We start from the raw sequence: 24330 nt of genomic DNA, 5'->3' as shown, positions 1-24330 counted from the left end.
TTTACTGAACCAATTTCCAGCCCGTTGTTTTATGACGAATATTGATAAAATCCGCATAAATACCAGATTGCATTTTCAATTGTTCGTGCGTTCCACGCTGTGTAATTTTTCCATCTGCAATTACTACAATCTGATCCGCATTTTTGACTGTTTTCAAGCGATGGGCAATCGTAATAACCGTTTTACTTTCTGTCAAACTTTCAATGGCTGCCTGTAAATCGGATTCATTTTCAGGATCAACACTGGAAGTTGCCTCATCCAAAATAACGATAGGTGCGTCTTTCAAAATCGCTCTGGCAATGGAAATACGCTGTTTTTCACCACCAGAAAGAGTTGCACCACTTTCACCAATCACAGTATCATAACCTTTGGGCAGTGCCATGATAAAATCATGGCAACAAGCTTTCTTAGCAACCCGGACAACCTCATCGTGACTGGCATCCGGCTTTCCAAAACGGATATTATTTTCAATCGTATCAGCAAATAAATAAACATTCTGAAAGACAATGCTGAAATTAGAAAGCAATTTATCTAACGTATAATCTCGTATATCCGTACCGCCTAAAGTAATACTTCCAGACTGTACATCCCAAAATCGTGCAATTAAACTACACAATGTTGTTTTTCCACTTCCTGATGGTCCGACTATTGCTAGCGTTGTTCTGCTTGGAACGGAAAGATTAATACATCGGAAAATTTGATGTTCACCATATGAGAAGCTAACATCCTTTAATTCAATATCCATATTTGGAGGCGTTATATTTTGTCCCGACAAATCCATAATCGGCGTTTCATCAATCTCATTTATTTTATCAATCGAGCTTTCAATGAGACGAAGCGCAAATGATTTACCGCCCGCTTTTTCTAATTCACTAAAAATCAAAAATGAAGCCACACACATCAATAGGCAATACACAAGTGTCATACTGCCTTGCAAATAAAACAAAATAGAACAGAACATAATAGATACACTTATTAATCTTAACACAAACTGTTGTGCAGCACCATAAGGAATAAAAACAGTTTCCAGTTTTGTATTACGAACCCTGCTTTCTTCTATGGCCTGTTTCATTTTTTGATTGGAGTTACCACCAAGATTAAATGATTTTACAATATTCATTCCTTGTATGTACTCTAATGTAGCACCAACCAAATCTTCCTGTGCACGTTGCCTTTCCAGCGATATTTTCTGTGATTTTTTCTGCATCATTGAATTGCATACTAAAAATAGAAGAATTCCCAAGCAACATAAAGAACCTATGCGCCAGTCAAAGAAAAACATCACGATAGTAATAACAACTACATGAACAAATCCGTGAACAACTGTAATTAAAACAGACGGTGCGTTATTTTCCACATCTCCAATTGTTGTAGTAACAGCCGAAGTCAGCTTTCCAAGACTATGATCGTTAAAATACCCCATCGGCATATATTTCATGCGATCACCCACATGAATCCGCTTTTCCGCACACATATAATAACCAACCTTCGTTTGCGAAAAATCAGAAATATAACTGCAATAAATTTTCCCCAATATGCCGATAATCAGAAGTAATAACGTAAATACTATTATTTGCAATGTCATTCCTTCCGTTAAACCAATTAAAATCAAAAAAAGCGCAGCAATCTGAAACATATCAAAAATGGAGTGCAACAGACTGAAAGCAACAGATTTCTTTAATACTCCCTGCCAATTTCCTGCAAAGTCATATATTTTTCTCAATGCGGTAAGCATCTGTCTGCACCTCCTTCATCACGGCTACCAATATGAGCCATCCACATTTGTTTATATAGTGGGCAAACCTCAAGCAACTCCTCATGTGTTCCAGTCGCTTCTATCCGACCGTCATTTACCACAACAAGCTGGTCTGCCCCTGTTACAGTGTAAAGACGATGTGCAACCATAATCAACATTTTCCCTCGAACCAAATTTGAAATTGCATCCTGCACTAAACTCTCATTTTCAGGGTCAAGGTAAGCGGTCGCTTCGTCAAAAATTACAATCGGTGCATTCTTGAGCATTGCCCGCGCAATCGCTACTCGTTGCCGTTCTCCGCCTGACAAATGTCCTCCTGCACTGCCAACAACTGTTTCATAGCCATGCTCCAGCTCTACAATAAAATCGTGACAACCGCATTTTTTGGCTGCTTCCTCTACTTCATCATCTGTTGCCGTAAGACGACCCATTCGGATATTTTCACGCACACTCACATCAAATAAGTAATTATCCTGTGAAACATAAGATACATACGATGTGAGTTGTGAAAGCGGCATTTGCCGAATGTCCTTGCCACCCAACGTGATTTTGCCTGATGTCACTTCCCAAAAACCAGTAATAAGTTTCGTAATGGTGGATTTTCCGGAACCTGACGGTCCCACAATCGCAGTCATAGTGTTAGGGCGAAATATAAGATTAACATGACTCAAAACAGGCTCTTCCACATTTTCATCATAGGAAAAAGAAACATCCTGAAATTTTATCGTTAAATCCTGTATGTCGGTCTGTATAGAAGGGCGCTTCATTTCGGGAGCCGACAGCAAACTACATACAGCGCCTATTATCGTTCCTAGCTGCGCTACACTATCCGTAAATTTGATTGCCGCTAAAATTGGCCCAACAATTCCAAGTGATAAAATCATCACGGTTAAAAAAACAGGAGCAGAAAGGATTCCTGCTTTGTAAAGGATTCCTCCGACCGGTAAAATAGCAATCCACACACTTGGCCAGATGGTATTGCTCATCGACATAAAAAGCTGTGTGTCCTTCATCCAGCCAACCGCATAATCGGCGTTATCTTTCACAGAATCAGAGTATCTTTCATAAGAATTTGCAGATTGATTAAATGCTTTTATTACCTCAATCCCATTCACATACTCAACGACTGTTGTATTCATTTTCTTAACCCGTTTTATAAGCCCAGAAAACCGTTCCTCATAATTTTTTGCCATTCCCATATAACAGAAAAATCCTATGGGCAACGTAACTAGTGATAAAAGAGCCATACGCCAGTCTAGAACAAAAAGATAAACAAGCATACATACTGGCACAAACAAATTAGATGTCATTTCAGGAACTAAATGCGCAAGAATCGGCTCCATACTTTCCACCCTATCCACAATCGTGTCTTTAAAACTACCCGATGATTGATCCAAGATATAGCCCATCGGAACCCGTGACAGCTTATCTATAATCTGCATTCGAATCTCTTTCAATGTATAAAATGTTGCCGTATGTGATACAGCAGTTGAAAGATTCGCAAAAATAATTTTCAAAGAAAATCCGAGCAACACCATCATGCACCAAAAGGCATAAATAGACATCTCCCTTATACCTTCCAGCAGATAAAGCATAATTCTGGCAATTGCAAAATACGGAATCATACCAGAAGCAACGCCCAAAATAGCAAGCAGAATTGACAGCACAAACTGATTTTTATGCGCACGCATAAAACCTAATAACTGTTTTGCAATTTCTGATTTATTCATTTTCCTTACCTCCCATGTAGAATCTGTTGTCACAAGCCATATCACACAGTAAATCATCATGAGTTATAATGATAATGGTTTTTCCTTTCTGGGCAAGGAATGTTACCCATTTTGAGAGACTTAGTACACCTTCTCCATCCATTCCACTTGTAGGTTCATCTAAGATAATTATATCGGCATCCGAGCAATATGCGGCAGCTATTGTTACTCTCTGTTTTTCGCCACCAGACAAAGACGCTGGATGCCGATCCTTTAATGCGGTCAGATGAAAGGCATCCAACGCATCATAGGCACGATTTCTCAAATCCTCTGTTACCTTTTTACCTAATACCAGCTCATTCCCGACACTATCCGCATAAATCTGATAATCCGCGTCCTGCATAACAAGATAACTGGATGCACGACGCTCTGCGCAAGATAATACCTGATTTTCTCTTTTTATTGTTCCGACCTTTTGTTTTAACAGTCCACACAAAATTTTGCAAAACGTAGTTTTCCCTATTCCATTTCTGCCAAGAATGGCAGTAACAGTCCCGGCAGGAAAGCAGCAAGACAAGTCTTCAATTCCCCACACAGCTTTTTTATACCGAAAAGAAATTCCCTCCACAGTCAAATCTTTATCAGCAGATAAAATCTGTCGATGCGGTCTTTGTACATATTCAGCCAAATCCGGATGTCGGATGCCCCACTCAATCAAATCACTACAAGTAAGCCGTTCAAACTGGGCTTTTGTCCATTTATTTACCAATCTGCCGGCATCAATATGCAAATATACATCCGCAATAGATAAAAACTGATGCAGACGATGTTCACTGATAATAATGGTTGTACCATTCTGCTTTATCTCTCCCAAAATTTCAAGCAAGATTTTAATTCCGCCCCGATCCAAATTAGAAATTGGCTCATCCAATATCAATACAGGCGGAGCGAATACAGTGGCGGCAGCAATCGCCACACGTTGCTTCTGCCCACTGGATAATTCATTGACTTTTTTCTCCAACAGGGACTCTATTTCAAGTCTCTTCGCGCACTCCATAACCTGCGGTAATATTCGTTCGGGAGACAACCCAATGTTTTCAGCAGAAAATGCAATTTCATCAAGTACCTTTCCCATAAAAAACTGGCTTCGAGGGTCTTGAAAGACTACTCCCAGTGTTGCAACCCTTTCTTCCGGTGTGAAACTGCTGGGAAAACCATTATTTACTATAACACGGCCTTTTAACTGCCCTTCGTAAAATCCAGGAACTAACCCGCTAATCAGGTGGAGAATAGTACTTTTTCCAGCTCCAGAACGTCCGCACAGGACAGCGCACTGACCCTTTTCAATTTTAAAAGAAATATCTTCTACCCCGGTCAGGAGCATTCCCGCATCTTCCCGTCCATAATGAAAGGAAACGCTTTCTAACTCAACCAAGTTCTCACCCCCAACATAACACCAATGCAACCTAACACAAATCCCAAAATTGTCAAAATGTCCCTGTAAGTAAAACCAATATTGTATATGCAGGAACGGGGATTAGATGAATCCAATCCCCGCAGCTCCGCAGATGCCCCAAGTTCAGTAGATAATTTCAAACATCGAACCGTCAAGGGAACGAAAAAACATTCATATGCCATAATAGGATTCTTTAGGATACTCCACCAAGTAGGGAAAATACCCCTTGCACGTATTCCGTTCCTGATAGATAACATTTCTTTTTCTATAACTGGAAAAAAACGAATCAATATACACAACATTACCAATACATTCTTAGGAACATGTATTCGCTGAAAACTATACATCATGCGGCTCGGATTTGCATACAGAATCGGTGCAGCCACCATCGTCAGCGGTATAGCACGTGCAAATGTGCAAATAACAACATACATAATCCCCATAATAGGAGCCGTCAAATAAGCTAACAACAACATAATAATATATGTCATAATAAAGCCTGGAGCTTTCTCCCAATATCCTGCTACACACATATACAAGGCGCATAGAACCACTAGACCATGTATTTCCGCGTTGCTTTGAAATACAAACCAAAACAGAGTAGCACTGATTAAAACAATTAAGTGTGTTCTAATGTCCAGTTTTTCCATTGATTACACCAGTTTTGCCTTTTTAATATGCTTTTTCAAGAAATAGCAGCCAATCAAATAACCAACAATGGCAAATACTATCGTTATAACACTAATGAGCGCAACCATAGCGGGCGAACCATAATATACAAGCGTTTCAAGTCCTTCTTCCGTATAAGAATCGGCTAGACTTGCAAGATATTGATCTTTGAACAGATAAAGCGGAATTGCACTACCAACAGCATACAGAACCCAGTACACAATATAACCAATTCCATTTCTAATCGGATTCTTATATGTATTCTCGCCCAACATAAGCAACTCACAAATCACACCAACAATTAGTTCAACAATCAGAAACCAACCAGAACCAAAAAGCAACATCATAAGACCAGAAAATAATGCGGTTACAAAGAGAGTTCCTGTTTTTGCTACTTTGTTTGACATAACAACATACAAAGGAGCGCAAAAGAGTGCCATGACTCCAACATATGCCAGATAGTTAAATGCCGGTGTCGCAACCATCATAATAACCATCTTAACTACAACCATAACAACAAGGATTGCCACATTAAATATGGCCAAAGTAATAATGTCTTTCATTTTTAATTTGTTTCCCATGACAAATTTCCTCCTAAAAAATAGTGCGGTCAGTCCTCACTAACCGCAATTAGAATACAACATAATCTCGTTTTTTTCCTTCCCAAACAGCCAAATTCTATCCAAAAAGCCATTTATTTGTTTTTTGCCCGATACGCTCTCGGAGAAACACCTATCACTTCTTTGAACGCAGTCGAGAATTTGTTTGGATTCTCATAGCCAAATTCCCCAGCAAGCTCTGTAATGGACATATCTGTTGTCGTTAAAAGTTTTGTTGCGACCTGCATTTTGTATTCTCGTCTAAAGGCATGCACCGGTTTTCCATAAACAGCCTTAAAACAATCTTTCAACATAGTAAGACTTAATCCGTATTGCTCGGCAAGTTCTGGCAAAGAAATTTTTCTATCCAACTGTTCCATCAAAGCCGATTTCAACGCCTTTACTTTTGCAATTGTCTCGCCAGAATAGTATGCAGAGGTTTCAATATTATCCTGCGTTGATAAATTAGACAACAAAAAGAATATCTCCAGTGCTTTCAAACGCAAATAACCAAGATTACCTCTATAGGTACAATCACAAATTTCTTCAAATACATGTAATAATTCAGGGGGCGTTTTCATTACTACACAGCATTGTTCGTAACAAAATTTCTGAATAAGTCCAGCGAAATCAATCTCAAGCCCAATAACCGGAGCATGAAAACAGTCCCCTATGATGTCGGTATTGATAATAAGGGCCACCCCTTCATAAATTCCCGTAGGAAATATAGGCTCATTTCTTTGTGAGTTTATGATGCTCACAGCAAGGTCATTCTCACCTAAATATGTCATAAATCCTCGCTTATATTCACATTCGTATCGCCCCGATCTACAATATGCAATTTCAATTATATGAGGAAGTGAATTTTTTCGTTGAAAGCAGGAATTAGCATAAAAAGTCGTATAAGCCAAATCAATGCCCTGAAAAAGATGGTAACAATCCATTGTACCATCCGGTGTATTGCAGTCAATTTGATATTTCGTCACATTTTGAGTCTTTTCAAGAACAACTACACCCGAATCAAAAAGTCCATAATTTTCTTCGATTTTTTCATACATAATATAAAGCACTCCATCATTTTCACAGTCAAAAGTTAGTGGTATCTAATCGTAAGTATATATTATTTATCTATCGAAGTCAATTTATCAACAATGTGAACTTCCGAAAATAAATCCCCTAAATGTAGGATTTCCCCCAAACAACCAGGCTAAATTCACCTGTCGTGCCTATTTATAGACTTATTCAGTCCTGTTTTACTCATCCTCTGATGTCTCTCCTGAGGTAATAAATGTCAGGATCTCTCCATAAGAACGGCTGCTGTTTTTCATCGCTTTTAACAGTTCATCTCTCTGATATGCCATTCTTATATCGTACAGTTTTTTTAATTCATCAACCGCTTTTTCATGTGCTTCTTTCGTTTTTGCAACCTTTGCTTCTGCCTGTTCAATCTTGTATTCCAGGGTCTGTTCGCTGCTTCTTCTCATTCTTGCCATATCTTTTTTATCCTATGTTTTTCTTACTTGCTCTGTAGGATTTTTCGATTTCTTTCGCTTAATGCCGTACATTACCTTCGTTTAAACCAAAGGCATCCAGTATGGTTTTCTGGGTTGCGGTGACAGCATGCTCCAGACGATAAACGCCGTCAAGCTGACGTATCATTACTATCTTTTCCAGTTCTTTTAATGCTGCTGGAACTGTTAGATAGTTCGGTCTTTTCAACATTTTTTCGCTTTTTTCTTTTAATGCTAATAGATCCTGCTTCGCAGAATCAGGGCAATAAACTGGATAAATACCTTTAATGACAATGCTTCATCACTATATACTCGCATGCTTTTATTTCCAAGATAAGATTTGTCACTGCGGAACAGTTTTTCTGATGCATCTCTGCTTTTATATAACGCAATTGCTTCCCGTGCGTCATATTTTCTGATGAAACAATGGCAAAATATCCTGCCGGAGACAGTTCCTTTTCTACTGCTGAAGCGTTCTCTTCTGCAAGCTTCAGCGTCTTCCTATCCTTTTCAAAATTCAGGTAAAAATACTTCATGATCTCTGGCCCAAATGCTACACATTCTTTCCCAACACATCCGTCTAGATATTTTTTCAGCCGGCGTATCTTCTGCTTGATCTCCTGTTTTTCACCATATGCTTTTCCATCACTGTAGTAAATGTGGATATTTCTTTTTTTCGCATCCCCTTCGTATAACAGGTTCCTGACAGTTGTTCCATACAGATCATAACGATCAATATTTTTTATTCCTCACTAGCCCTAAAATTTGTTTAGGGGAGATTTTTTCGGAAGTTCAGAAACAATATACCGCAGAATCCATTTCACATCAAAACATCGTAGATACCACTTCAATGCTATTTCAAAAACGAAAGTTGATTGAATATTCTTGCAGCCCAAAATCAGCACCCCAATATAGAAATCGAAGTTTCGTTACTCGGAAATTGCTTTTTCTATAAGAATATTAATCAAGACCTTGCCGCAACTACGACATATAGCAGTCTTTATCAATATTCTCATAGAAATTATGATTCAATATGCATAAACGTGAATCTCAAAAGTGATTTCCATATTATCGAACAGATGATGGAAACTTATCCGGAATATACTATTCCCCTATATTATAAGCATATTTTCGACTGGCGCAAACGACCATTGTTCACACAAACTATTCAATCATATACATCGCAATTTTTTTTGCATGAATTTGAGTTGTATCAAAAATCGGAACATCCATGAAATTTTGTTGAATTAGCAATCCTATTTCTGTACACCCAAGTATTACACCAGTTTCTTTTCCTTTACAGTACTTATATATTATTTTTTTGTATTGTTCTTTAGAATTATTGGTTATAATACCCCTACATAATTCTGCAAAAATGATATCATGTACCAATTGTCGCTCCTCTAAACTAGGGATAATAATATTTACTCCATTTTTATAAAATCGCTCCTTATTAAACGATTCTTCCATTGTAAATCTTGTTCCTAACAGCAGCCCTTTTGGAGCTACGTTAATACCCATATCTTTTACATACTTCTTTATGCTCTCGATATCAACAATAGTTTTCTTATTTTTCCTCACTATTTTTGTCATATTGTCGTTATCGTCTTCTAAGGCAAAATCACACCACATATTTTTAGCACTAAACCAACGCCACCATTTTTTTGCTGGTACAGTGCCATACACAAGCTGCATAGCAACAACTAATGGTGCAAATTTTCGCTTTATACAAAACACTTCTAAGAAGGCTTCATCTCCAAACCAAATAAAAAAATTATTCTCCTTACCAGGTAAACCACCCCATTCAATTGTGAAACCCATTTCCTCCACTTGTTTCGCAACTTCATATAAATTATCAACCCTACACGAAATATGACTTAACTTTAACATGTTATTTCCTCCCTATAATTAATTTTTGCTGTAGAACACTTAACATATCACTATCATCAGGAACGATATCAACTATTTCAAAATTACTCTTTTCTAAAATATCTATCCATTGTTTCTCATTAAAAAAAGTTTGATTATTTAGATATCTCATATCAACAGGCTTTGTCATCATAAAAACTTGTGAAATCTGAAGTTCCAAAAGTTCCTCTACCGGTTCAGCGATAAAAATAATTCCTCCTTTTTTTAATACTTTCCATATATTACTAATAGTGAATTCTGTATCTAATGCATTATTTAACATCCCTGATGCTACCACAATGTCCACAGAATCTTGATCTATTCCTTGTCCAGAAAAATCTTGATCTATATCTAGTATTTGATATTCCACATTGGGAAAAACTGAGAATTTATCTTGTGCCGCATTTAAAAAATATGACGAAAGATCAGTAAAAATGTACTTCACATCTACCCCAACTTTTTTCAAGATTAGCTCAGTGCTAGCTCCTGTTCCTGCTCCAATTTCTAAAATTGTCATACCAGGATTGTAGAAATGGAAAATCTTGTCACTAATAATATGGTTTAAATATCTTGCTATAAGGGTGTTTGTATAAAAATCTTCCGCAACATCCATCTTTCCCTCTGTAAAGAGCAAATATGTCGCATTAAGATTATCTGCAAGCAATTCCTCTAAATGTTTCGCATTTCTGTAATAGTAGTCAATCACAACAGAATCTGATAAAGTTCCAATCCAAGTTCTCTTTGCTTCTTTCCACGCCTCTTCTACATCTAAAGCACATAATTCTATTCTACTTATTGCACAATTGTTTTCTTGCCCTATCATGTGGTTATCTATCAATGCTTTTATCCAACGATCTATAACATATGAAAAGTCTTTCTTTCCCCTCTCTGAGATATATGGTTTCTTAACTTCCAATATATCTCCCACAAAAACTTTTTCTTCACTTTTCAAGGTAAATAACATAGAATATAGGCATGCCTTATCAAGCTTATGCTTGATTTCAAGTATTTTTTTTCTGTTTAGATTAGAAAATATAGATGCAAAATCACACTTTTGTATATTTTTTTTATAAATAAATTCTTGTATTCTATCAATGGTATTTTCCTCATAAGAGCATACACTTTTTTCCCTTGGATAACCAATATTTTTCATTACTTCATGCCATTGCTTTGATTGATATAATTGCTTTTGTATGTTAGAATTGTACGCTTTATCATAGATAATATAATCACCAGCTATAACTACTTGTTTTATTATAGCCTCCCCCCATTTGTTCCAAAAAATATCGTAATATTTACTTCCTTCGCTAATTATAACAACATTACTTTTATCAAATTCCTTGCAATTTTTTTCTTCATAATTAAAATCAGGTGGTATGACAAAACGTGAATACCATAAAATTGGCCCTGCTGGATCTTCTAACTGTAGTTCTCCACTTTTAAATCCTACCTGCATTTTATAAAATAAATAAAAGAAATTATCCGGATCATCAGAATTAACTTCATTATGAATTTTTAAAATACACGGAATATCATTAATCCTACAATACAGAATATCAAATGGACCAATGTCAGTAATTACTTGTTCAATAACAAATGGCCGAGCATAATCCGTTAAATCAAACAATATGCTCAATACCGAATATAGAATCTGATGACCGCATTCTACATTTATGTATTCGACATACTCTTCTTTTTTCAAATGGTTTACCAAATCAATAAAAGATTGTGTAGCATCAATATATCTATATAAATTACTAACTCCCATAAAGCATTTTTGCTTTTTTGCAATAACATAACACTCTTTTAATTCTTTATAATGAATAGGTTGCTCATGCAAAACGCTTATTCCTTTTTGTAAAAGTTCCTTTGATAACTGGATACCTTCCCCTCCCATTACACCAGCTCGTACAATTACACAGGCCAAATCAATACCAGAGGGAAGTTCAGAAACTGATGTATACAGTGGAATATTATATTTGGTAGAACATTCTAAAGAATGTTGTCCACCTTTCCCTAAAATTCCGACAACATCAACTAAATCTTTTCGCCTTAATAATACTTGCAAATATACTTCTCCAAATTTTGCCCCAAAAATCTTTTTTGATCATTAATTTCACTTTCCTTCGAATAAAAAAAGGCTATTAATTTCCCCTTATTACTTATTACAATTGATTCATCTATGCCATCTATAGATTTTATGCTCGTTTCTATTTCTCCCAATTCTATCCTATGTCCACGTATTTTCACTTGAAAATCTTCTCTTCCCAGAAATTCAATCGTTCCATCCTCCCAAAATCTACCTTTATCTCCAGTCCTATACCATACCGTTCCAGAATCTTCCACAAATTTTTGACGTACTAATTCCTCATCACCTCTATAAGTACCTACTCCATCACCGCCTATCCAAAGTTCTCCTTCTACCCAGAATGGAACATCTCTTCTCCTAAAATCCATAACTCTGTATGATTGCCCTGAAAGTGGACGTCCATATGGAATTGATTGCCAATTTGAAGGAAGTGGTAACTTTACTTCAATATAATTTGACCAAATACTTGCTTCTGTCGCACCACCCATAGCAATAAATTTGCAGTCTGAAGTAGAACCCGCCAAGCGTTGTGGCAGATCCATCCCTATCCAATCACCTGATAATAATACTGTTTTTAATGGCAATTTCACTTTTTTTTCTTCCGCACATATTAATAGCATATCCAACAAAATTGGTACCGAATTCCATATTGTTACCTGATATCTAATTACAAGTTGCAGCCAATACTCAGCATCCCTACTTTTCTCTTCTGGAATCATAACCAAAGTTCCGCCTGTTCCAAGTATGCCAAATAAATCATATACAGATAAATCAAAGTCGAGAGCCGATACTCCGAGTAATACATCATTTCCGGTAATCTTGATGCGCCTATTAACATCTTTTATTGTATTCCACGCTCCTTTATGCCGTATCTCTGCACCTTTAGGAATCCCTGTTGTTCCTGACGTCATAATAATATAAGCCGCATCTTCTGGTGTAACTTTCGGAAGATCTTCTGTTTTTTCTTTAAGTAGAATATCCTCTATTAACCATACAATAGTATTTTTCGGCCAAGTTAAGGTAGCATAATGCCTCTTATCAGTAATGACATACTGTATTCCTGTTTTTTCATGTATAAGTTTTCTTCTTTCTTCTGGTTGAGATGTCGTGACCGGAACATATAAATTACAAGAAGTTAATATTCCAAGGGCCGCTACAGCTTGACGCCAGCCCCTTCCAGTCGATATTGCAATTGGTTGATCCTTAATATTTTTATCTATTAAAAAAGCCGCAACAGATAAAGCTTTTTCTGACAATTCACCATAAGAAAGTGTTATATCTTCTCCAGTATCAATTATTGCCACTTTCGCTGATACAGTATTTGCAATATTAAAAAAATCCGAATGAATACAATCAGGTTTATACAATCTTCTTATTTTCTTCTGTTCCTCAACAAATTGTTTTTGTCTTTCCGGAAACACATCAAATCTCTGATTCCAGTCTTTCTTTCCTAATTCATGCAGAAGAATCTCAAAACTCTCCAACATATCCGGAATCATATTCTCCGGGAATAACTCATCCACGCTGTCCCATGTAAGCTGTACACCATTTTCATCTTCATAACTCTGAAAATCATTCCACACCTGCGGCGTCTGGGAGATCATATAAGAAAACTGCCCCAATTCTTTCCGGAAGGTATCATTTACCAACGGCGTTCCCAGATTGCAGGCAAAAACAACCGGCGCCACCGCCGACGCGTCCCCATACATCTGTGCAAGGTCTCTCTGGACTTGTACGCCGGAATATGCCGTATACTTCATATCCTCATGAAGCTGCCTCTGAATCCTGTCCAACAATTCCGCAAAAGTCGGATTTTCTTCGCAGTTAATCTCCAGCAATAACAGAGTAGTAAAATCTGCTATTACTTCCTCTAACCCCTGCTGCTCTGTTTTCCGGTTAAAAAATGGAATATTAATAAGGAAACGATGATTCCTGCTCCACCGTTCCAAAACCGTCGCATATGCAGTAAGAAGAACCATTGCCGGAGTTGTCTGGTATTCCTTTGCCCGTACTTGCAGATGAGCCCACTCTTCCTTGCCAATCCTTACAATCCTGCGGTTGAATACAGTCTTTGTCACTTCCTGCGGCCGTTTTGCCAGTGGCAGGCCTGGCCCTTTCGGCAAATGCTCCAAGCGTTTTTTCCAGTATCCTTCTGCATTGTTTTTCTCTTCCTTATCTTCCTCTTTCTGCCGTTCCAGATAAGAAGCAAAATTCCACCCTTTTGATTCTGCCGGAAGGCTTTCTCCGCGATAGGCAGCCGCCAAATCCCTCAATAAGATCTGCAGACTCTGTACATCAGCAACCAGAAGCGCCATGTCCACATGAAGGCGTGCCTTATTTTCAGGAAAAAGCGTAAGCTCTATTCCTGCTACTTCGCCTTCCTCAATCTTTAACTTCCGATGGGATAAACGTTCTCTGACAGATACTGCCATTGCCTCTGCTTCCTCAGATGACATCCGGGAAAAATCATGAACCTTTATTTTTTCACAATACGGCTTATCCAGGATTTTCTGTGTCCCATCTTCCAGAAAGCAGGCACGCAACATGGGATGATGATACTGCAGCACATTCCATGCTTTTTCCAGACGCTCCGGATCTATATTTTCCCCATCAAACTCTAAATACGCATGACAGTCTATTCCTCCAAGAGCCTGTTCTTCATCCCTGCCAACCCAATATGCATACTGTACGTCTGTTAAAGGAAACGGCTGTTTCATATCCTTTTCCGGCGTTATCTTAGATTCTTGCGCCCGTTTTTTGCCCGCTTTTTTCTTTATGCTGCGCTGGATCAGCGCCCACCAGCCTTCAAGGGTAGGATTTTCCATCAATGAACCGAATGAAACCTTAACCCCCTGTTTTCTCCACTGGTTTACCAGACGCATAATCGTCAGGGATGAAAGCCCAAGCTCCAGCAGATTTTCGGAATCCCCCAAATCTCTGGCTACCGGCAGCTTTTGTTTGATCTGTTCCTTTATCTCTATATATTCCATGATTCTGTCTCCTTCTATTTTCCCTGCGCCATCCGTTCTAATGCTTTCTTATCTATTTTTCCTACGCTGGTCAGCGGCCATGTCTCTACCCGTTCTATCTGATCCGGCATTTTATACGCCGCAACGCCTATTTCCCGCAGGAACCTGTGGATTTCCTGCAAATCGATCCCGGCTTCATCATCGGTCACAAGGAATGCACATATCCGGTTTCCAAGGGTTTCATCCGGAACGCCGACAACGGCTGCCTCTTTGATTTTCGAATGCCTGCAAAGGTAAGCTTCAATCTCTGAAGGCATGATCTTTTCTCCGGCGCGGTTAATCTGCTCTTTGATTCTCCCGCCCAAACGTAACCTTCTGTCTTTCGTCCACATAGCTTTATCGCCCGTCCGGTAAAATCCGTCCGGCGTAAAGCTCTTTTTATTTGCTTCCTCCGCCATATAATAACCATCAATCGTATACGGGCCTCTGGATAATAATTCCCCAAAAACTCCTTCCGGTACGGCCTTATCTTCTTCATCCACAATCTTCACTTCATCCGCAGGAGACACCGGAGTTCCCTGACATCTTGCGATCAGGGAACCTTCATCCTCCGGGCTAGTAAAGGACAGTAGCCCCTCCGCCGTACCAAATACCTGCATCAGTTTACACGGCCATTCTTCAATGATCTTATCCGCAAGGGAATCTTCCAGCATTGCGCCGCCCACCTGCAAAATCCGCAGGCTGGATATATCATAATCTTCATCCCATTCCAGCATTTCCATGCACACAGTAACCATAGCAGGAACCAATGCCGTTATCGTGACACCTTCCTCTGTAATTGCGTCAAGGATATCATCCGGGCTGGTCGCAGACGCAAGCACAACTTTTCCTCCCACTTCCAGCGTGCCTAAAAGCCCCGGGCAGCATAATGGGAAATTATGAGCTACCGGAAGAGACGCCAGATAAACGTCACTGCTATCCAAGCGACATCTCTTCGCGGACATGCGGGCATTATACATATAATCCGTATGGGTGCGCGGAATCAGTTTCGGAACCCCTGTCGTCCCGCCGGACAGCAAAAGCACCGCCGTTTCATACCCATCCACAGCCGGAAATGCTCCATTTTCTCCACACGTTTCCGCAATCATTCCACTGATATCTCCGGATTCGCTATCTACAAATATATGCCGGATACATGAATATTTCTCTTTCATCGCATTTGCCATCGGCACATATGAAAATCCCAGATATTTCTCCACCACAATATAAGCGGCCGGCTTTGCCAGTTCAATAATTCCTTCCAGTTCTGCCTCCCTGTGGGCCGGCAGCATCATGATTGGCACCGCCCCAATCTTGGAAAGCGCAAAAAACACGATCACAAAAGAAATCCTATTCGGAAGCTGCACAAGCACTTTGTCTCCCTTTAAAATCCCTTTACGCAGAAAAGCTGCCGCAAGACAATCTGCTTTTTGCTTTAATTCCATATAACTGATCTCGTCTTCGCTGTCCGTGACCGCAGTTCTTTCTCCATATTTTTCCGCCCACTTATCAAGCTGCTCTCCAAAGCCGCATCGTTCCCATCCTTCCAAATGCTCGTATTTGCTCATATCCTTCTTATAACTCATTTGATTTGTCTCCTTTCTTATGCGCCGCCACATACGCAGCATATCCCTCAATCTTTACCGGATACAAATGCCATCCCTGGCCTTTCCTGCCTTTTTCTGTAATTTCCCCGTTTCTGACAGAGAAGAAATCCATTCCTCTTCCCAATCCAATACCGATCGCTTTTACATACGCTTCTTTCGCCGCCCAATACTGGAAAAACAGTTCCGGTCCCTCATTTATTACATCTTCCGCTTCTTCTGCCGTATAGAAATTCCCGGCTATCTCCCTGTAATCCGGGCATCCTGCCATTTCCTGCACATCCACTCCGATATCCATTCCGACAGCGAATCCCTCCAGTATGAATTCCCCCGAATGCGAAATATTAAAATTGACTGTCTGCTTTCCTGCGATTTCTTTATGATAAGGCTTACCCAGTTCATTGACAGAAAAATCAACTGTTTCCACATCTAAGTATCTTTTCAAGAGAATTCGCACGATAAGTTTCCCGGCAATATAACGCATCCTGTCTTCAGGAAAGCGGAACTTTCCGGCTTGCTCCGACTCCTGCTCACTCAGGATATATTCATGATTCTTCCAGAAATCTGTCATTTCCGGCCAACAGATGCACCATATATGTATCTCATTTTCACGGATATGAAGTTTGTCTGCTGACAGAAATTCCTTCTCCCCGCATCGTTTAACCTCCATTTATCATTCCCTGAAGCCGTCTCTCAACCTCACTTATTACTTCGTCTTCGTAATCCCGCAGATAAAAATGCCCTCCCGGAAATATTCGGTAGTCAAAATCATTATCCGTATACTTTCCCCATTCGCAGATTGCGCTCTCATCCGCTTCGCCATCCTTTTCTCCGCCAAATGCAGCGATAGGCGCATGCAGTACTATTCCCGTCTTGTCATAATATGTTTCATCCATGGTAAAATCTGCCCGCAGCATAGGCAGAAAGAAATCCAATAATTCCTGATTCTCCAGTATCTCTTTTGGCGTCCCCTCAAATCTTCCCAGTTCCCTCTTAAACTCTTCATCCGGAAGATGATAGATCGGATTCGGCTCCGGAATACTGGGAATCCGGCTACCGGAAATAAACAGACAGCTCGCTGTATATCCGACCGCTTCCAATCTCTTTTCCAGCTCATAGGCAATCTTACCGCCCATACTGTGCCCCCATAAGGCATACGGTCCATCCACAACCTCTCTTACTGCCTCTTCCAGATCATCTAACATAACCGGCATATCTATATACGGCTTCTCCATGATCCGTTCTTCCCTTCCCGGAAGCTGAACCAGACATACCGTTACTTTTCCCTGCATCTTTTTCGCCCACTGGTTATAAGCAGAAGCGCCGCCCCCCGCAAACGGCAGACAAAACAAAGTTATTTTCTCTTTGTTAATATTTTCTGTATTTTTTATCAACTTCAAATTCACTTTTATGTTCCTCTTGCATCATGTTCTTTTTTATTCTGTTTATTATCATTTTTTGATATGCTTTTCCCAAGCATTTCTTATTCCTATCCAGGATTAGTTGACTCTAACTATTTGTCAAAAAAAAATTTTTGATCCATCCCAATATTAAACCGGACGCCAAAACAATATGCGCTACCATAATCCCGTTTACGACCAGGAAATATCCGGTTACAGAAAAAACACCTGCTATCGCGCATTCAATAATTAAAATTGCCCTCGCGCGCATACCATAAACTTTCTTTTCTTTCTCATCCAGTTTCTTACTGCTGGCATCCACCGGTGCCATAACAAATATGACTCCAACTGCAGCAAGCCATATGATCCGTATTTGCCACATCACAGCCGAACCAGACGCCAGATACTGACCGCACAGAAGGACAAGGATACTGGAAACAACCATGCAGCTCCCTGCTTTTTCTAAATGAATCCCTCCGGCATACTGCCTTAGAACAGTAAAGGGCAATAAAAAGACTAGCATCTCCAGCCAATTCCCCGTTACAATGCCAAGTATGACAATGATAAGGTATATCGCCACCCTGCCCAGCAGTACGCCGTAAGCATATTCATACAGCCTGCGGTCTTTCTCTTCAAGAATCCCGTTCCTGTTTTGCACTTCAAAAAGCCAGCCGGTAGTTTTTTTCCACACTAGAATTTCCTCATTTTCTTAACTTCTTCCGGCTCTTCTTCCTGATAGTACAGCCAGTTGCACGCCAGATTTGCCGTATATGCCGTCAGGCAGAGTGCAAGACAGTTTACAACTCCAAGTACTTTGATACCCAAGCTTTTTCTGATTGTTTTTTTCATAGTTACATGCCTCCATTTTTTTCCGATAGTTTACACAAAAATCGCCCTTTTTTCAATTACCGTGGCAAAAACGGTAACTTTTTGGGCGATTTTTGCACATCTTTATTTTATTGTAAAGATCAGCTTAACAGAGAACTCCTGTTCTCCGACCTCCACTCTCATAATTCCAGCATACTTTTTAACCAGTTTTCCAACCGTATGCAGTCCGATCCCGTGACTGTCTGCATCTCTTTTGGTGCTTATGTACCGGTCCTTGTCCTTTAACAGTGGAACAACATACCCGTTGCAAAATTCCATAACAAGGAAATGTTCCTCATTTCCCATATACATCCTGCATTCCACATATCGGCCATCTTTTGTCTTTTCTGCCGCTTCCAGTGCGTTATCCAAAAGATTACCTACGATTGAGATCATATCCAGTTCTTCCAGAAAGTCCAGCCTGAGATCATTACCCAGGGTAATCTTATAGGAAATATTCTTAGATTCCGCAAGGAATTTCCTTTCGCACAGGATGCTGTTCAAGATCGGGTGTTCGCAATACACACCTTTTTGAAGGCTCTGAATCCGGACACCTAAATGTTCCATAATCTCCTTAACCTCTTGATTTTCTCCTTCTTCCATCAAACCGGCTACTGTACAAATAAATTTATTTATATCGTGTAAGAATGCCCTGTTATCCTCATTGACCTTATTCATATACTGTAAATTAGCAATCTCCGCCCTGCTTTTCTGGTAAAGCCGGTCCATCTTCTTCACTTCTTCTGATTTCTCTACAAACCGGTCAAACACTGAGAAAATGAAGATATTCGTCAATAGCAGCAGCGAAGCTCCTACCGGAACCATAACCCTGTTCATTCCTTCAAAAGAAATATTTGAATAAAACACACATCCTAATATAATGATCGTAGCGGTTGGCAGCATGAGCAGCACAGTAAAAGTTTTATTCTCAATCGTCAGATAATTCCTTTTTCTCGTTACCTGATTAATGCATTTAATAAACAGAAATGTCATGGTACTCATTAGTAGTAGCGCTAATGTTTTTTCTATTTCCGTCCTAAAACCCTCAGATGCACCAGTCACGCCATACGCATTCGTAAGCGTTGCAAAGAGAAATTCAGGAATAATTGCCAGCACATAATAGCAGCATACTATAACCAGCTTCTTCCATATATTTCCCCGGAACACAACCATTGACACAATCATATACGTTACCGGAATCATTACCATATTAAATACTGAGGATTCCAAGTGGTTGATTCCGAGCATTATCAGTGCTACGACAAAATATATGAGAAATTTTCCCCAAAAGTTTTCTCTTCTGTATGGAAGCATGTTCTTTTCCAGATCTTCCAACAGATACATCTGAAGAAGGCAGATCAAAAAATCTCTTACTATCATACCATGCCGTTCCTTTCCCCAAGAAACATGATCAGAGCGTCAGCAAACTGACCTTTTCTCGACCTTGAAACATTCAATTGGATTCCCATCTGTAGCAGCGCCACATTCTTTTCCAATCCTTCCACTTTCGCCAGATTTACAATATAACTGTTATGTGCATACTCAAATCCCCTTCCGGCCAGACGTTCATATAAATCGCCTAAAGATTCCTTACAATGCATCTCATCTATCTCCCCCTGCCTAGCAACGTATATAGAGCAACCCCTTTTCGCCAGACAGATATATAAAATGTCTTCCGTATAGATACGAATTACTCTTCCCGCTGATGTAACCGTCACGGAAGAATCTCCACAGTGCAATTTTACTTTTGATAAAATTGCAGGGATTTCCCTTTTTAGACTTCTGTCATGCAAGTCTTTCATAATATACCGGAACGGCTGCCCAATATTGATGCTGTCTGAAGTCGGTTCAAAGTATCCGGAGCAGAACACCAATATCGCTGCCCTATTGTATTCCCTCAGCTTCAGTACCGATTTATTCCCATCCAATCCGGGCATACGCATATCCATAAAGACCAAATCATGCAAAATATCAGCATTTTTCAGTAGTTCCTTTCCTGACTCGTATTCATAAAACCGTATCTCGCTCTTAGGAAGAATCCCTTCCGTTTCTATAACCTTCTCTATTTTCTCCCTGTAATTTTTATCATCATCGCAAATTGCTATTTTATACATCTATGTCCTCCTAAGTTAGTTTCCTCTAACCCTCTTTCATAAAAAATCCATCCTGCAGAATCTGAATCCTATGAGCATTTACTCTTCCTATAGTTCGGGTTCCAAATCTGCAAAGATGGGATCAGCAAAAAATTCCTGTATTGTGACATCCAATCCATCGCATATCTTTTTTATTGTAACTACGCCAGCATTCTTACTCTGACCATACAAAATATTCTTTAATGTTGAAGAAGGAACGCCAGAACATACCGCCGCCTCATTCACTGTGATATCTTTCTGATTAATCAGATCGTTTAAACGATATATGACCGCTGTTTTTATATCCACGGTATCGACCACCTTTTTTTCTTCTATTTTATATAAATCGGCTTTAAAAGGTCGCCCATATATAGTCTTTTTGATCTATATACGATATTTTTTTAACAGTTTTTCTTATTCTAGCAGAAATCCGCTAAATTTCTATATTTTATTAGATACATGAAACCCTGTGAGAACATTTCTGATCCTACGCAGGGTTTTCCACTTTGTTATAAAATTTTTATATTTTGCAGTATGCTGGATCGGAGTTATCATTCAACTTTCCTTCTGCTGCCGATTGTAAAAACATATTTTTACGAATAAATATTCAGCAGTTCTTCCGGAGAAAGCAGTGTAATCCAAAAGGAAAGAAAATCCTTTTTATTCCTTGTCACAATCGCATCACACTGATTCTCCTTCGTACAAGTTGCAAGTAGGCAGTCTTCAAAATCAGATACTCTCTGCAAATAAGCAGGCAGCACATCTTCGTTCGTCACTGTCAGCACTTTTGCTATGTCCAAAACGGAGCCAAGTGCCTTTCTATAAATTTATACCGTTCTTACATCCCGATCAGCTCCTCTCTCCAGCTCATCTTTTCCCTGCTTTTCTTGGATTTTTCTCTTATTGATTTCCAGTCGTTCATGAATAGATGGCTTCTTTGCCTTCGTAGTTGCTTTATTCTTTTCTGTTTGCATACTCGAAACTACCTTTTTCACAGCTTTGTCATTATCCCCTTTTGTCACATTCGCTGCCCTTGACGCTTCTACTCTGCTGTCCTGCTTTTCTGCAACCTGCCGTTCCTGCTTTTCCTGCACACTTTTTTCTTCCAGACTGCAAAAGCTCTGCAAATATGGCAGCACATGGTTCTGCATATCGGTCAGATCTTCCATACACTTCTGAAACTCTTCATTTCCCTTGTTTTTCAGATAACCAATCCAGCTTTCATCCGTAAGTTTCAGTTCATTTTGGAGTTTCAGCTGACTTAAAATACCGCCATTTCCTGTTCCAATATCTATTTTCCCTTTGAAATGTTGCAGCATTTTATCGCCTTTTTCCGCATAATATATAGTAAAAAACATCTGGGCTGTTACCATCGGCTCATCCGTCCTCGGATTACGGTCTGCGTACCATTCCTTATCCTTCTGTGCAGTACGGGAATCCAGATCTGAGAGCTTCTGACAGCGTGGTTCCATCAGCTCTCGCTTTTCACAGTAATTCACATACACCATCGGCTCTGTTTCTTTGGATATATCTGGTTCGTAGGATTTCAGCCGTTCCAGCAAAACACCTGCCCACACGGACTGCTCACAGTCTTCTTCAATCACATCCTTCAGAAAGGAAATATAAGAACCAACATTTCCACTTTGCAGATCCAGCATGACTTCCTGTATGGTATCCTGCCCTGGCTCTACATGGTCCCGATAGTCATACGGATCGAAGTCTTCCGCAATCTCATCCAATGCTGCTGCCAGTTCTTCTGTTGTCATTTTTTTCGGATACATTGCCTCACGCACATCCTGAATCGGGATATATTTATAATCAGGCAATGCTTTATGAATCTTCTCCAAACCTTCACGCACCACCGGCTGATCTTTTAAAAACCGCACATTATCCAAGAAGTCGCCGTGTATCGTTGTTCCCATTACAATCAACAGTTCTGTTTCATCAAACAAGCTATCCTCCGGATCACGATAAATAATCCCCATTCCACTGCCTTTATAAGCGTTTTCCGGATCTTCTCTGTACTTCTCATAGATTGCTGCGATTTCTTTCACATCTGTGCTTTTCTCATAAGCTCCCATATCATGAATTTCATCACATTCTGCAGCATAATATTCCAGATAAGCTTCTTTCTTAGGCGGCATATTATTGAGTACATTATCAATCATGTTATAATTGGCCTCTTCCAGTTCCTCCACCTTTGCCAATGGCTTATATTCGCCCTGGCTTTTCTGAATCTCTGCCATTACAGCTTCATCCATTTCTTCTACTTTTTCCATCAACTGATCATAATCCCCACGGATGCGTTCTCCCGTCCAGCCTTCGTCTTCCAAAAGTTCCTCCGCCGCTTCTTCAATAGAAATTTCATCATTCTCATAAATGCCACCATCCATCAAGCGGAAATCTTCATCGTAAAAGGAATAATCATATCCTTCTTCTGTTCTCTGAATAGCAAAATATCGTTCTCCTACCTCATATGCCAGTTCACTAAGAACCTGTTCTTCCAGATTCAGGAAAGAATCCAGCTGTTCAAAACTGATACTGTCTACAAAATGAGCAGTTACCTTTTTCCCGTCATTCAGAACTATGATATCACTGACAGACAGGGAATGCCCACGGAAGTCTTCCGGTCTGTCAATGTTGAACTTTTCAAAAATATCATCCAGTGACATATTTCCTGATAATTCACCAACATAGACCAGCTTATAATCTTCTTTTTTTATCTGCATACCATGACTTTCAATAAAACTCATATTCATAAATGCATAGTTTTCTCCCGGTAAATCATCCCGAATCTGATAAATTCCAAATGTCCTTCTTGTTCCTAACAACAGATTTGCTTCTTTCAAAGATTGAATCTGTGGATATTTCTGCATTTCCCATTCCAGGTTACGGAAACGCTCCAGTTCTGTCATAGACATCTGATAATGCTCCGGTCCTCGTTCAATTTCCATGCGTTCTGTGACATACATAGGTGATGAAAAATTAGTGATCAGATAGATATCTGCTCCTGCATCGTATAATTTCAGTGCTTCTTCCTGCTCAATGACACTCATAGGCTCCTGAAATGCTCCTAAATTTTCTTCTGCATAATCTAGGTTGTTATCTTTTATCCGTTCCCACATCTGCGATTCCATTCCAAACAAACCGTCATGTGCCTGTATCATTTCTTTACTCGCATATTCACCTTTACTGCCAGCACTGCCAAGACAATAAATCTTAGAACCCATTCTGTGATAATCCAAAGCTGCTTCTTTTCTAAGTGGCACCATATCTTCTTCCATATATCCATAGTCACGTAATTCCAGCTTACCTATGGTTGGATCTGGCAGTTCCTGAATATCCATTCTTGCGTCATCCAGCAAATCCTCTACACCTTCTGAATCTGCCTGGCTCACTGCATCTGCCAGATTTCTTACCAAAGCCCTAACTTTCTCTTTCTCGCCGATCAGATTCGCATATTCAAAAAGCTGTCCTTTTACATCTGTTGATATTTCTATACCTCTACTCTCTGCCTGATTGATCTGTTCCTGCGTATATTCCTGCATTTTCTGCGTTTCTCTACCTATTATCCTGTTTCTTGCCATATAAGTTCCTCCTGTATTCTGAAAAATGGCATAAC

At 39.5% G+C, this 24330-nt stretch carries 21 protein-coding genes; all 21 read right to left on the bottom strand.

Annotation, left to right across the window (positions count from 1 at the left end):
* Position 1 precedes the first annotated feature (1 nt).
* A complete protein-coding gene (locus H8Z79_RS02735) occupies positions 2-1735 on the bottom strand; it encodes an ABC transporter ATP-binding protein (protein ID WP_186582088.1) in 1734 nt (577 codons plus the stop codon).
* The gene (locus tag H8Z79_RS02730) at positions 1720-3486 is read right to left on the bottom strand and encodes an ABC transporter ATP-binding protein (RefSeq protein ID WP_161286428.1); all 1767 of its coding nucleotides are present in this window, start codon (positions 3484-3486) and stop codon (positions 1720-1722) included. Before H8Z79_RS02730 ends, H8Z79_RS02735 begins: the two co-directional genes overlap by 16 nt.
* Complete coding sequence (locus H8Z79_RS02725; protein ID WP_161286429.1) at positions 3479-4900, bottom strand: ABC transporter ATP-binding protein; 1422 nt, start codon at positions 4898-4900, stop codon at positions 3479-3481. The genes H8Z79_RS02730 and H8Z79_RS02725 overlap by 8 nt, the downstream gene beginning before the upstream one ends.
* On the bottom strand, positions 4888-5571 hold the full coding sequence (locus H8Z79_RS02720; RefSeq protein WP_186582089.1) for an energy-coupling factor transporter transmembrane component T family protein: 684 nt from the start codon (positions 5569-5571) through the stop codon (positions 4888-4890). Before H8Z79_RS02720 ends, H8Z79_RS02725 begins: the two co-directional genes overlap by 13 nt.
* Before the next feature lie 3 nt (positions 5572-5574).
* Complete coding sequence (locus tag H8Z79_RS02715; protein WP_161286433.1) at positions 5575-6171, bottom strand: MptD family putative ECF transporter S component; 597 nt, start codon at positions 6169-6171, stop codon at positions 5575-5577.
* Positions 6172-6284: 113 nt separating this feature from the next.
* Complete coding sequence (locus tag H8Z79_RS02710; protein ID WP_186582090.1) at positions 6285-7247, bottom strand: helix-turn-helix domain-containing protein; 963 nt, start codon at positions 7245-7247, stop codon at positions 6285-6287.
* Positions 7248-7442: 195 nt separating this feature from the next.
* Positions 7443-7682 carry an ErpK protein gene (locus H8Z79_RS02705; RefSeq protein ID WP_186582091.1) on the bottom strand — a complete coding sequence of 80 codons (240 nt, stop codon included), beginning with the start codon at positions 7680-7682 and terminating at the stop codon, positions 7443-7445.
* A gap of 58 nt (positions 7683-7740) precedes the next feature.
* Entirely contained in the window at positions 7741-7911 is a 171-nt protein-coding gene (locus H8Z79_RS02700; protein ID WP_187002670.1) for a hypothetical protein, read from the bottom strand.
* Positions 7912-8864: 953 nt separating this feature from the next.
* Entirely contained in the window at positions 8865-9590 is a 726-nt protein-coding gene (locus H8Z79_RS02695) for an aspartate/glutamate racemase family protein (RefSeq protein WP_187002669.1), read from the bottom strand.
* A gap of 1 nt (position 9591) precedes the next feature.
* Positions 9592-11676, bottom strand: coding sequence for a bifunctional Gfo/Idh/MocA family oxidoreductase/class I SAM-dependent methyltransferase (locus H8Z79_RS02690; RefSeq protein WP_187002668.1), 2085 nt, complete (start codon positions 11674-11676; stop codon positions 9592-9594).
* On the bottom strand, positions 11661-14687 hold the full coding sequence (locus tag H8Z79_RS02685; RefSeq protein ID WP_187002667.1) for a non-ribosomal peptide synthetase: 3027 nt from the start codon (positions 14685-14687) through the stop codon (positions 11661-11663). Before H8Z79_RS02685 ends, H8Z79_RS02690 begins: the two co-directional genes overlap by 16 nt.
* 14 nt (positions 14688-14701) lie before the next feature.
* Entirely contained in the window at positions 14702-16291 is a 1590-nt protein-coding gene (locus H8Z79_RS02680; protein WP_186582097.1) for a (2,3-dihydroxybenzoyl)adenylate synthase, read from the bottom strand.
* Entirely contained in the window at positions 16281-16979 is a 699-nt protein-coding gene (locus H8Z79_RS02675) for a 4'-phosphopantetheinyl transferase family protein (RefSeq protein WP_186582098.1), read from the bottom strand. Before H8Z79_RS02675 ends, H8Z79_RS02680 begins: the two co-directional genes overlap by 11 nt.
* On the bottom strand, positions 16969-17715 hold the full coding sequence (locus H8Z79_RS02670; RefSeq protein WP_186582099.1) for a thioesterase II family protein: 747 nt from the start codon (positions 17713-17715) through the stop codon (positions 16969-16971). Before H8Z79_RS02670 ends, H8Z79_RS02675 begins: the two co-directional genes overlap by 11 nt.
* A gap of 103 nt (positions 17716-17818) precedes the next feature.
* Positions 17819-18400, bottom strand: a complete 582-nt coding sequence (locus tag H8Z79_RS02665; protein ID WP_186582100.1) for an accessory gene regulator B family protein — start codon at positions 18398-18400, stop codon at positions 17819-17821.
* Positions 18400-18558 carry a cyclic lactone autoinducer peptide gene (locus H8Z79_RS02660; protein ID WP_015528432.1) on the bottom strand — a complete coding sequence of 53 codons (159 nt, stop codon included), beginning with the start codon at positions 18556-18558 and terminating at the stop codon, positions 18400-18402. The genes H8Z79_RS02665 and H8Z79_RS02660 overlap by 1 nt, the downstream gene beginning before the upstream one ends.
* 102 nt (positions 18559-18660) lie before the next feature.
* On the bottom strand, positions 18661-19956 hold the full coding sequence (locus H8Z79_RS02655; RefSeq protein ID WP_186582101.1) for a sensor histidine kinase: 1296 nt from the start codon (positions 19954-19956) through the stop codon (positions 18661-18663).
* Positions 19953-20690, bottom strand: coding sequence for a LytR/AlgR family response regulator transcription factor (locus H8Z79_RS02650; RefSeq protein WP_055059676.1), 738 nt, complete (start codon positions 20688-20690; stop codon positions 19953-19955). The genes H8Z79_RS02655 and H8Z79_RS02650 overlap by 4 nt, the downstream gene beginning before the upstream one ends.
* An 87-nt stretch (positions 20691-20777) precedes the next feature.
* Positions 20778-21017, bottom strand: coding sequence for a helix-turn-helix domain-containing protein (locus H8Z79_RS02645; RefSeq protein ID WP_187002666.1), 240 nt, complete (start codon positions 21015-21017; stop codon positions 20778-20780).
* 284 nt (positions 21018-21301) lie between these two features.
* A complete protein-coding gene (locus tag H8Z79_RS02640) occupies positions 21302-21508 on the bottom strand; it encodes a PIN domain-containing protein (RefSeq protein WP_024728263.1) in 207 nt (68 codons plus the stop codon).
* A 27-nt stretch (positions 21509-21535) separates the two neighbouring features.
* Entirely contained in the window at positions 21536-24295 is a 2760-nt protein-coding gene (locus H8Z79_RS02635) for a YodL domain-containing protein (RefSeq protein WP_186582102.1), read from the bottom strand.
* Positions 24296-24330 lie beyond the last annotated feature (35 nt).

It is taken from the genome of Blautia intestinalis, assembly GCF_014297355.1.
Taxonomy (GTDB): domain Bacteria; phylum Bacillota; class Clostridia; order Lachnospirales; family Lachnospiraceae; genus Blautia_A; species Blautia_A intestinalis.
Note: the sequence above shows the minus strand (reverse complement) of the source record. Positions and strands in the feature narration are given on the sequence as shown.

Coding starts and splice junctions, on each gene's coding strand:
- H8Z79_RS02720 (WP_186582089.1), bottom strand. CDS start 5,571: ATGGAAAAACTGGACATTAGAACACACTTAATTGTTTTAATCAGTGCT.
- H8Z79_RS02675 (WP_186582098.1), bottom strand. CDS start 16,979: ATGGAGGTTAAACGATGCGGGGAGAAGGAATTTCTGTCAGCAGACAAA.
- H8Z79_RS02695 (WP_187002669.1), bottom strand. CDS start 9,590: ATGTTAAAGTTAAGTCATATTTCGTGTAGGGTTGATAATTTATATGAA.
- H8Z79_RS02650 (WP_055059676.1), bottom strand. CDS start 20,690: ATGTATAAAATAGCAATTTGCGATGATGATAAAAATTACAGGGAGAAA.
- H8Z79_RS02655 (WP_186582101.1), bottom strand. CDS start 19,956: ATGATAGTAAGAGATTTTTTGATCTGCCTTCTTCAGATGTATCTGTTG.
- H8Z79_RS02710 (WP_186582090.1), bottom strand. CDS start 7,247: ATGTATGAAAAAATCGAAGAAAATTATGGACTTTTTGATTCGGGTGTA.
- H8Z79_RS02735 (WP_186582088.1), bottom strand. CDS start 1,735: ATGCTTACCGCATTGAGAAAAATATATGACTTTGCAGGAAATTGGCAG.
- H8Z79_RS02680 (WP_186582097.1), bottom strand. CDS start 16,291: ATGAGTTATAAGAAGGATATGAGCAAATACGAGCATTTGGAAGGATGG.
- H8Z79_RS02715 (WP_161286433.1), bottom strand. CDS start 6,171: ATGGGAAACAAATTAAAAATGAAAGACATTATTACTTTGGCCATATTT.
- H8Z79_RS02660 (WP_015528432.1), bottom strand. CDS start 18,558: ATGAAAAAAACAATCAGAAAAAGCTTGGGTATCAAAGTACTTGGAGTT.
- H8Z79_RS02730 (WP_161286428.1), bottom strand. CDS start 3,486: ATGAATAAATCAGAAATTGCAAAACAGTTATTAGGTTTTATGCGTGCG.
- H8Z79_RS02705 (WP_186582091.1), bottom strand. CDS start 7,682: ATGGCAAGAATGAGAAGAAGCAGCGAACAGACCCTGGAATACAAGATT.
- H8Z79_RS02700 (WP_187002670.1), bottom strand. CDS start 7,911: ATGTTGAAAAGACCGAACTATCTAACAGTTCCAGCAGCATTAAAAGAA.
- H8Z79_RS02635 (WP_186582102.1), bottom strand. CDS start 24,295: ATGGCAAGAAACAGGATAATAGGTAGAGAAACGCAGAAAATGCAGGAA.
- H8Z79_RS02685 (WP_187002667.1), bottom strand. CDS start 14,687: ATGGAATATATAGAGATAAAGGAACAGATCAAACAAAAGCTGCCGGTA.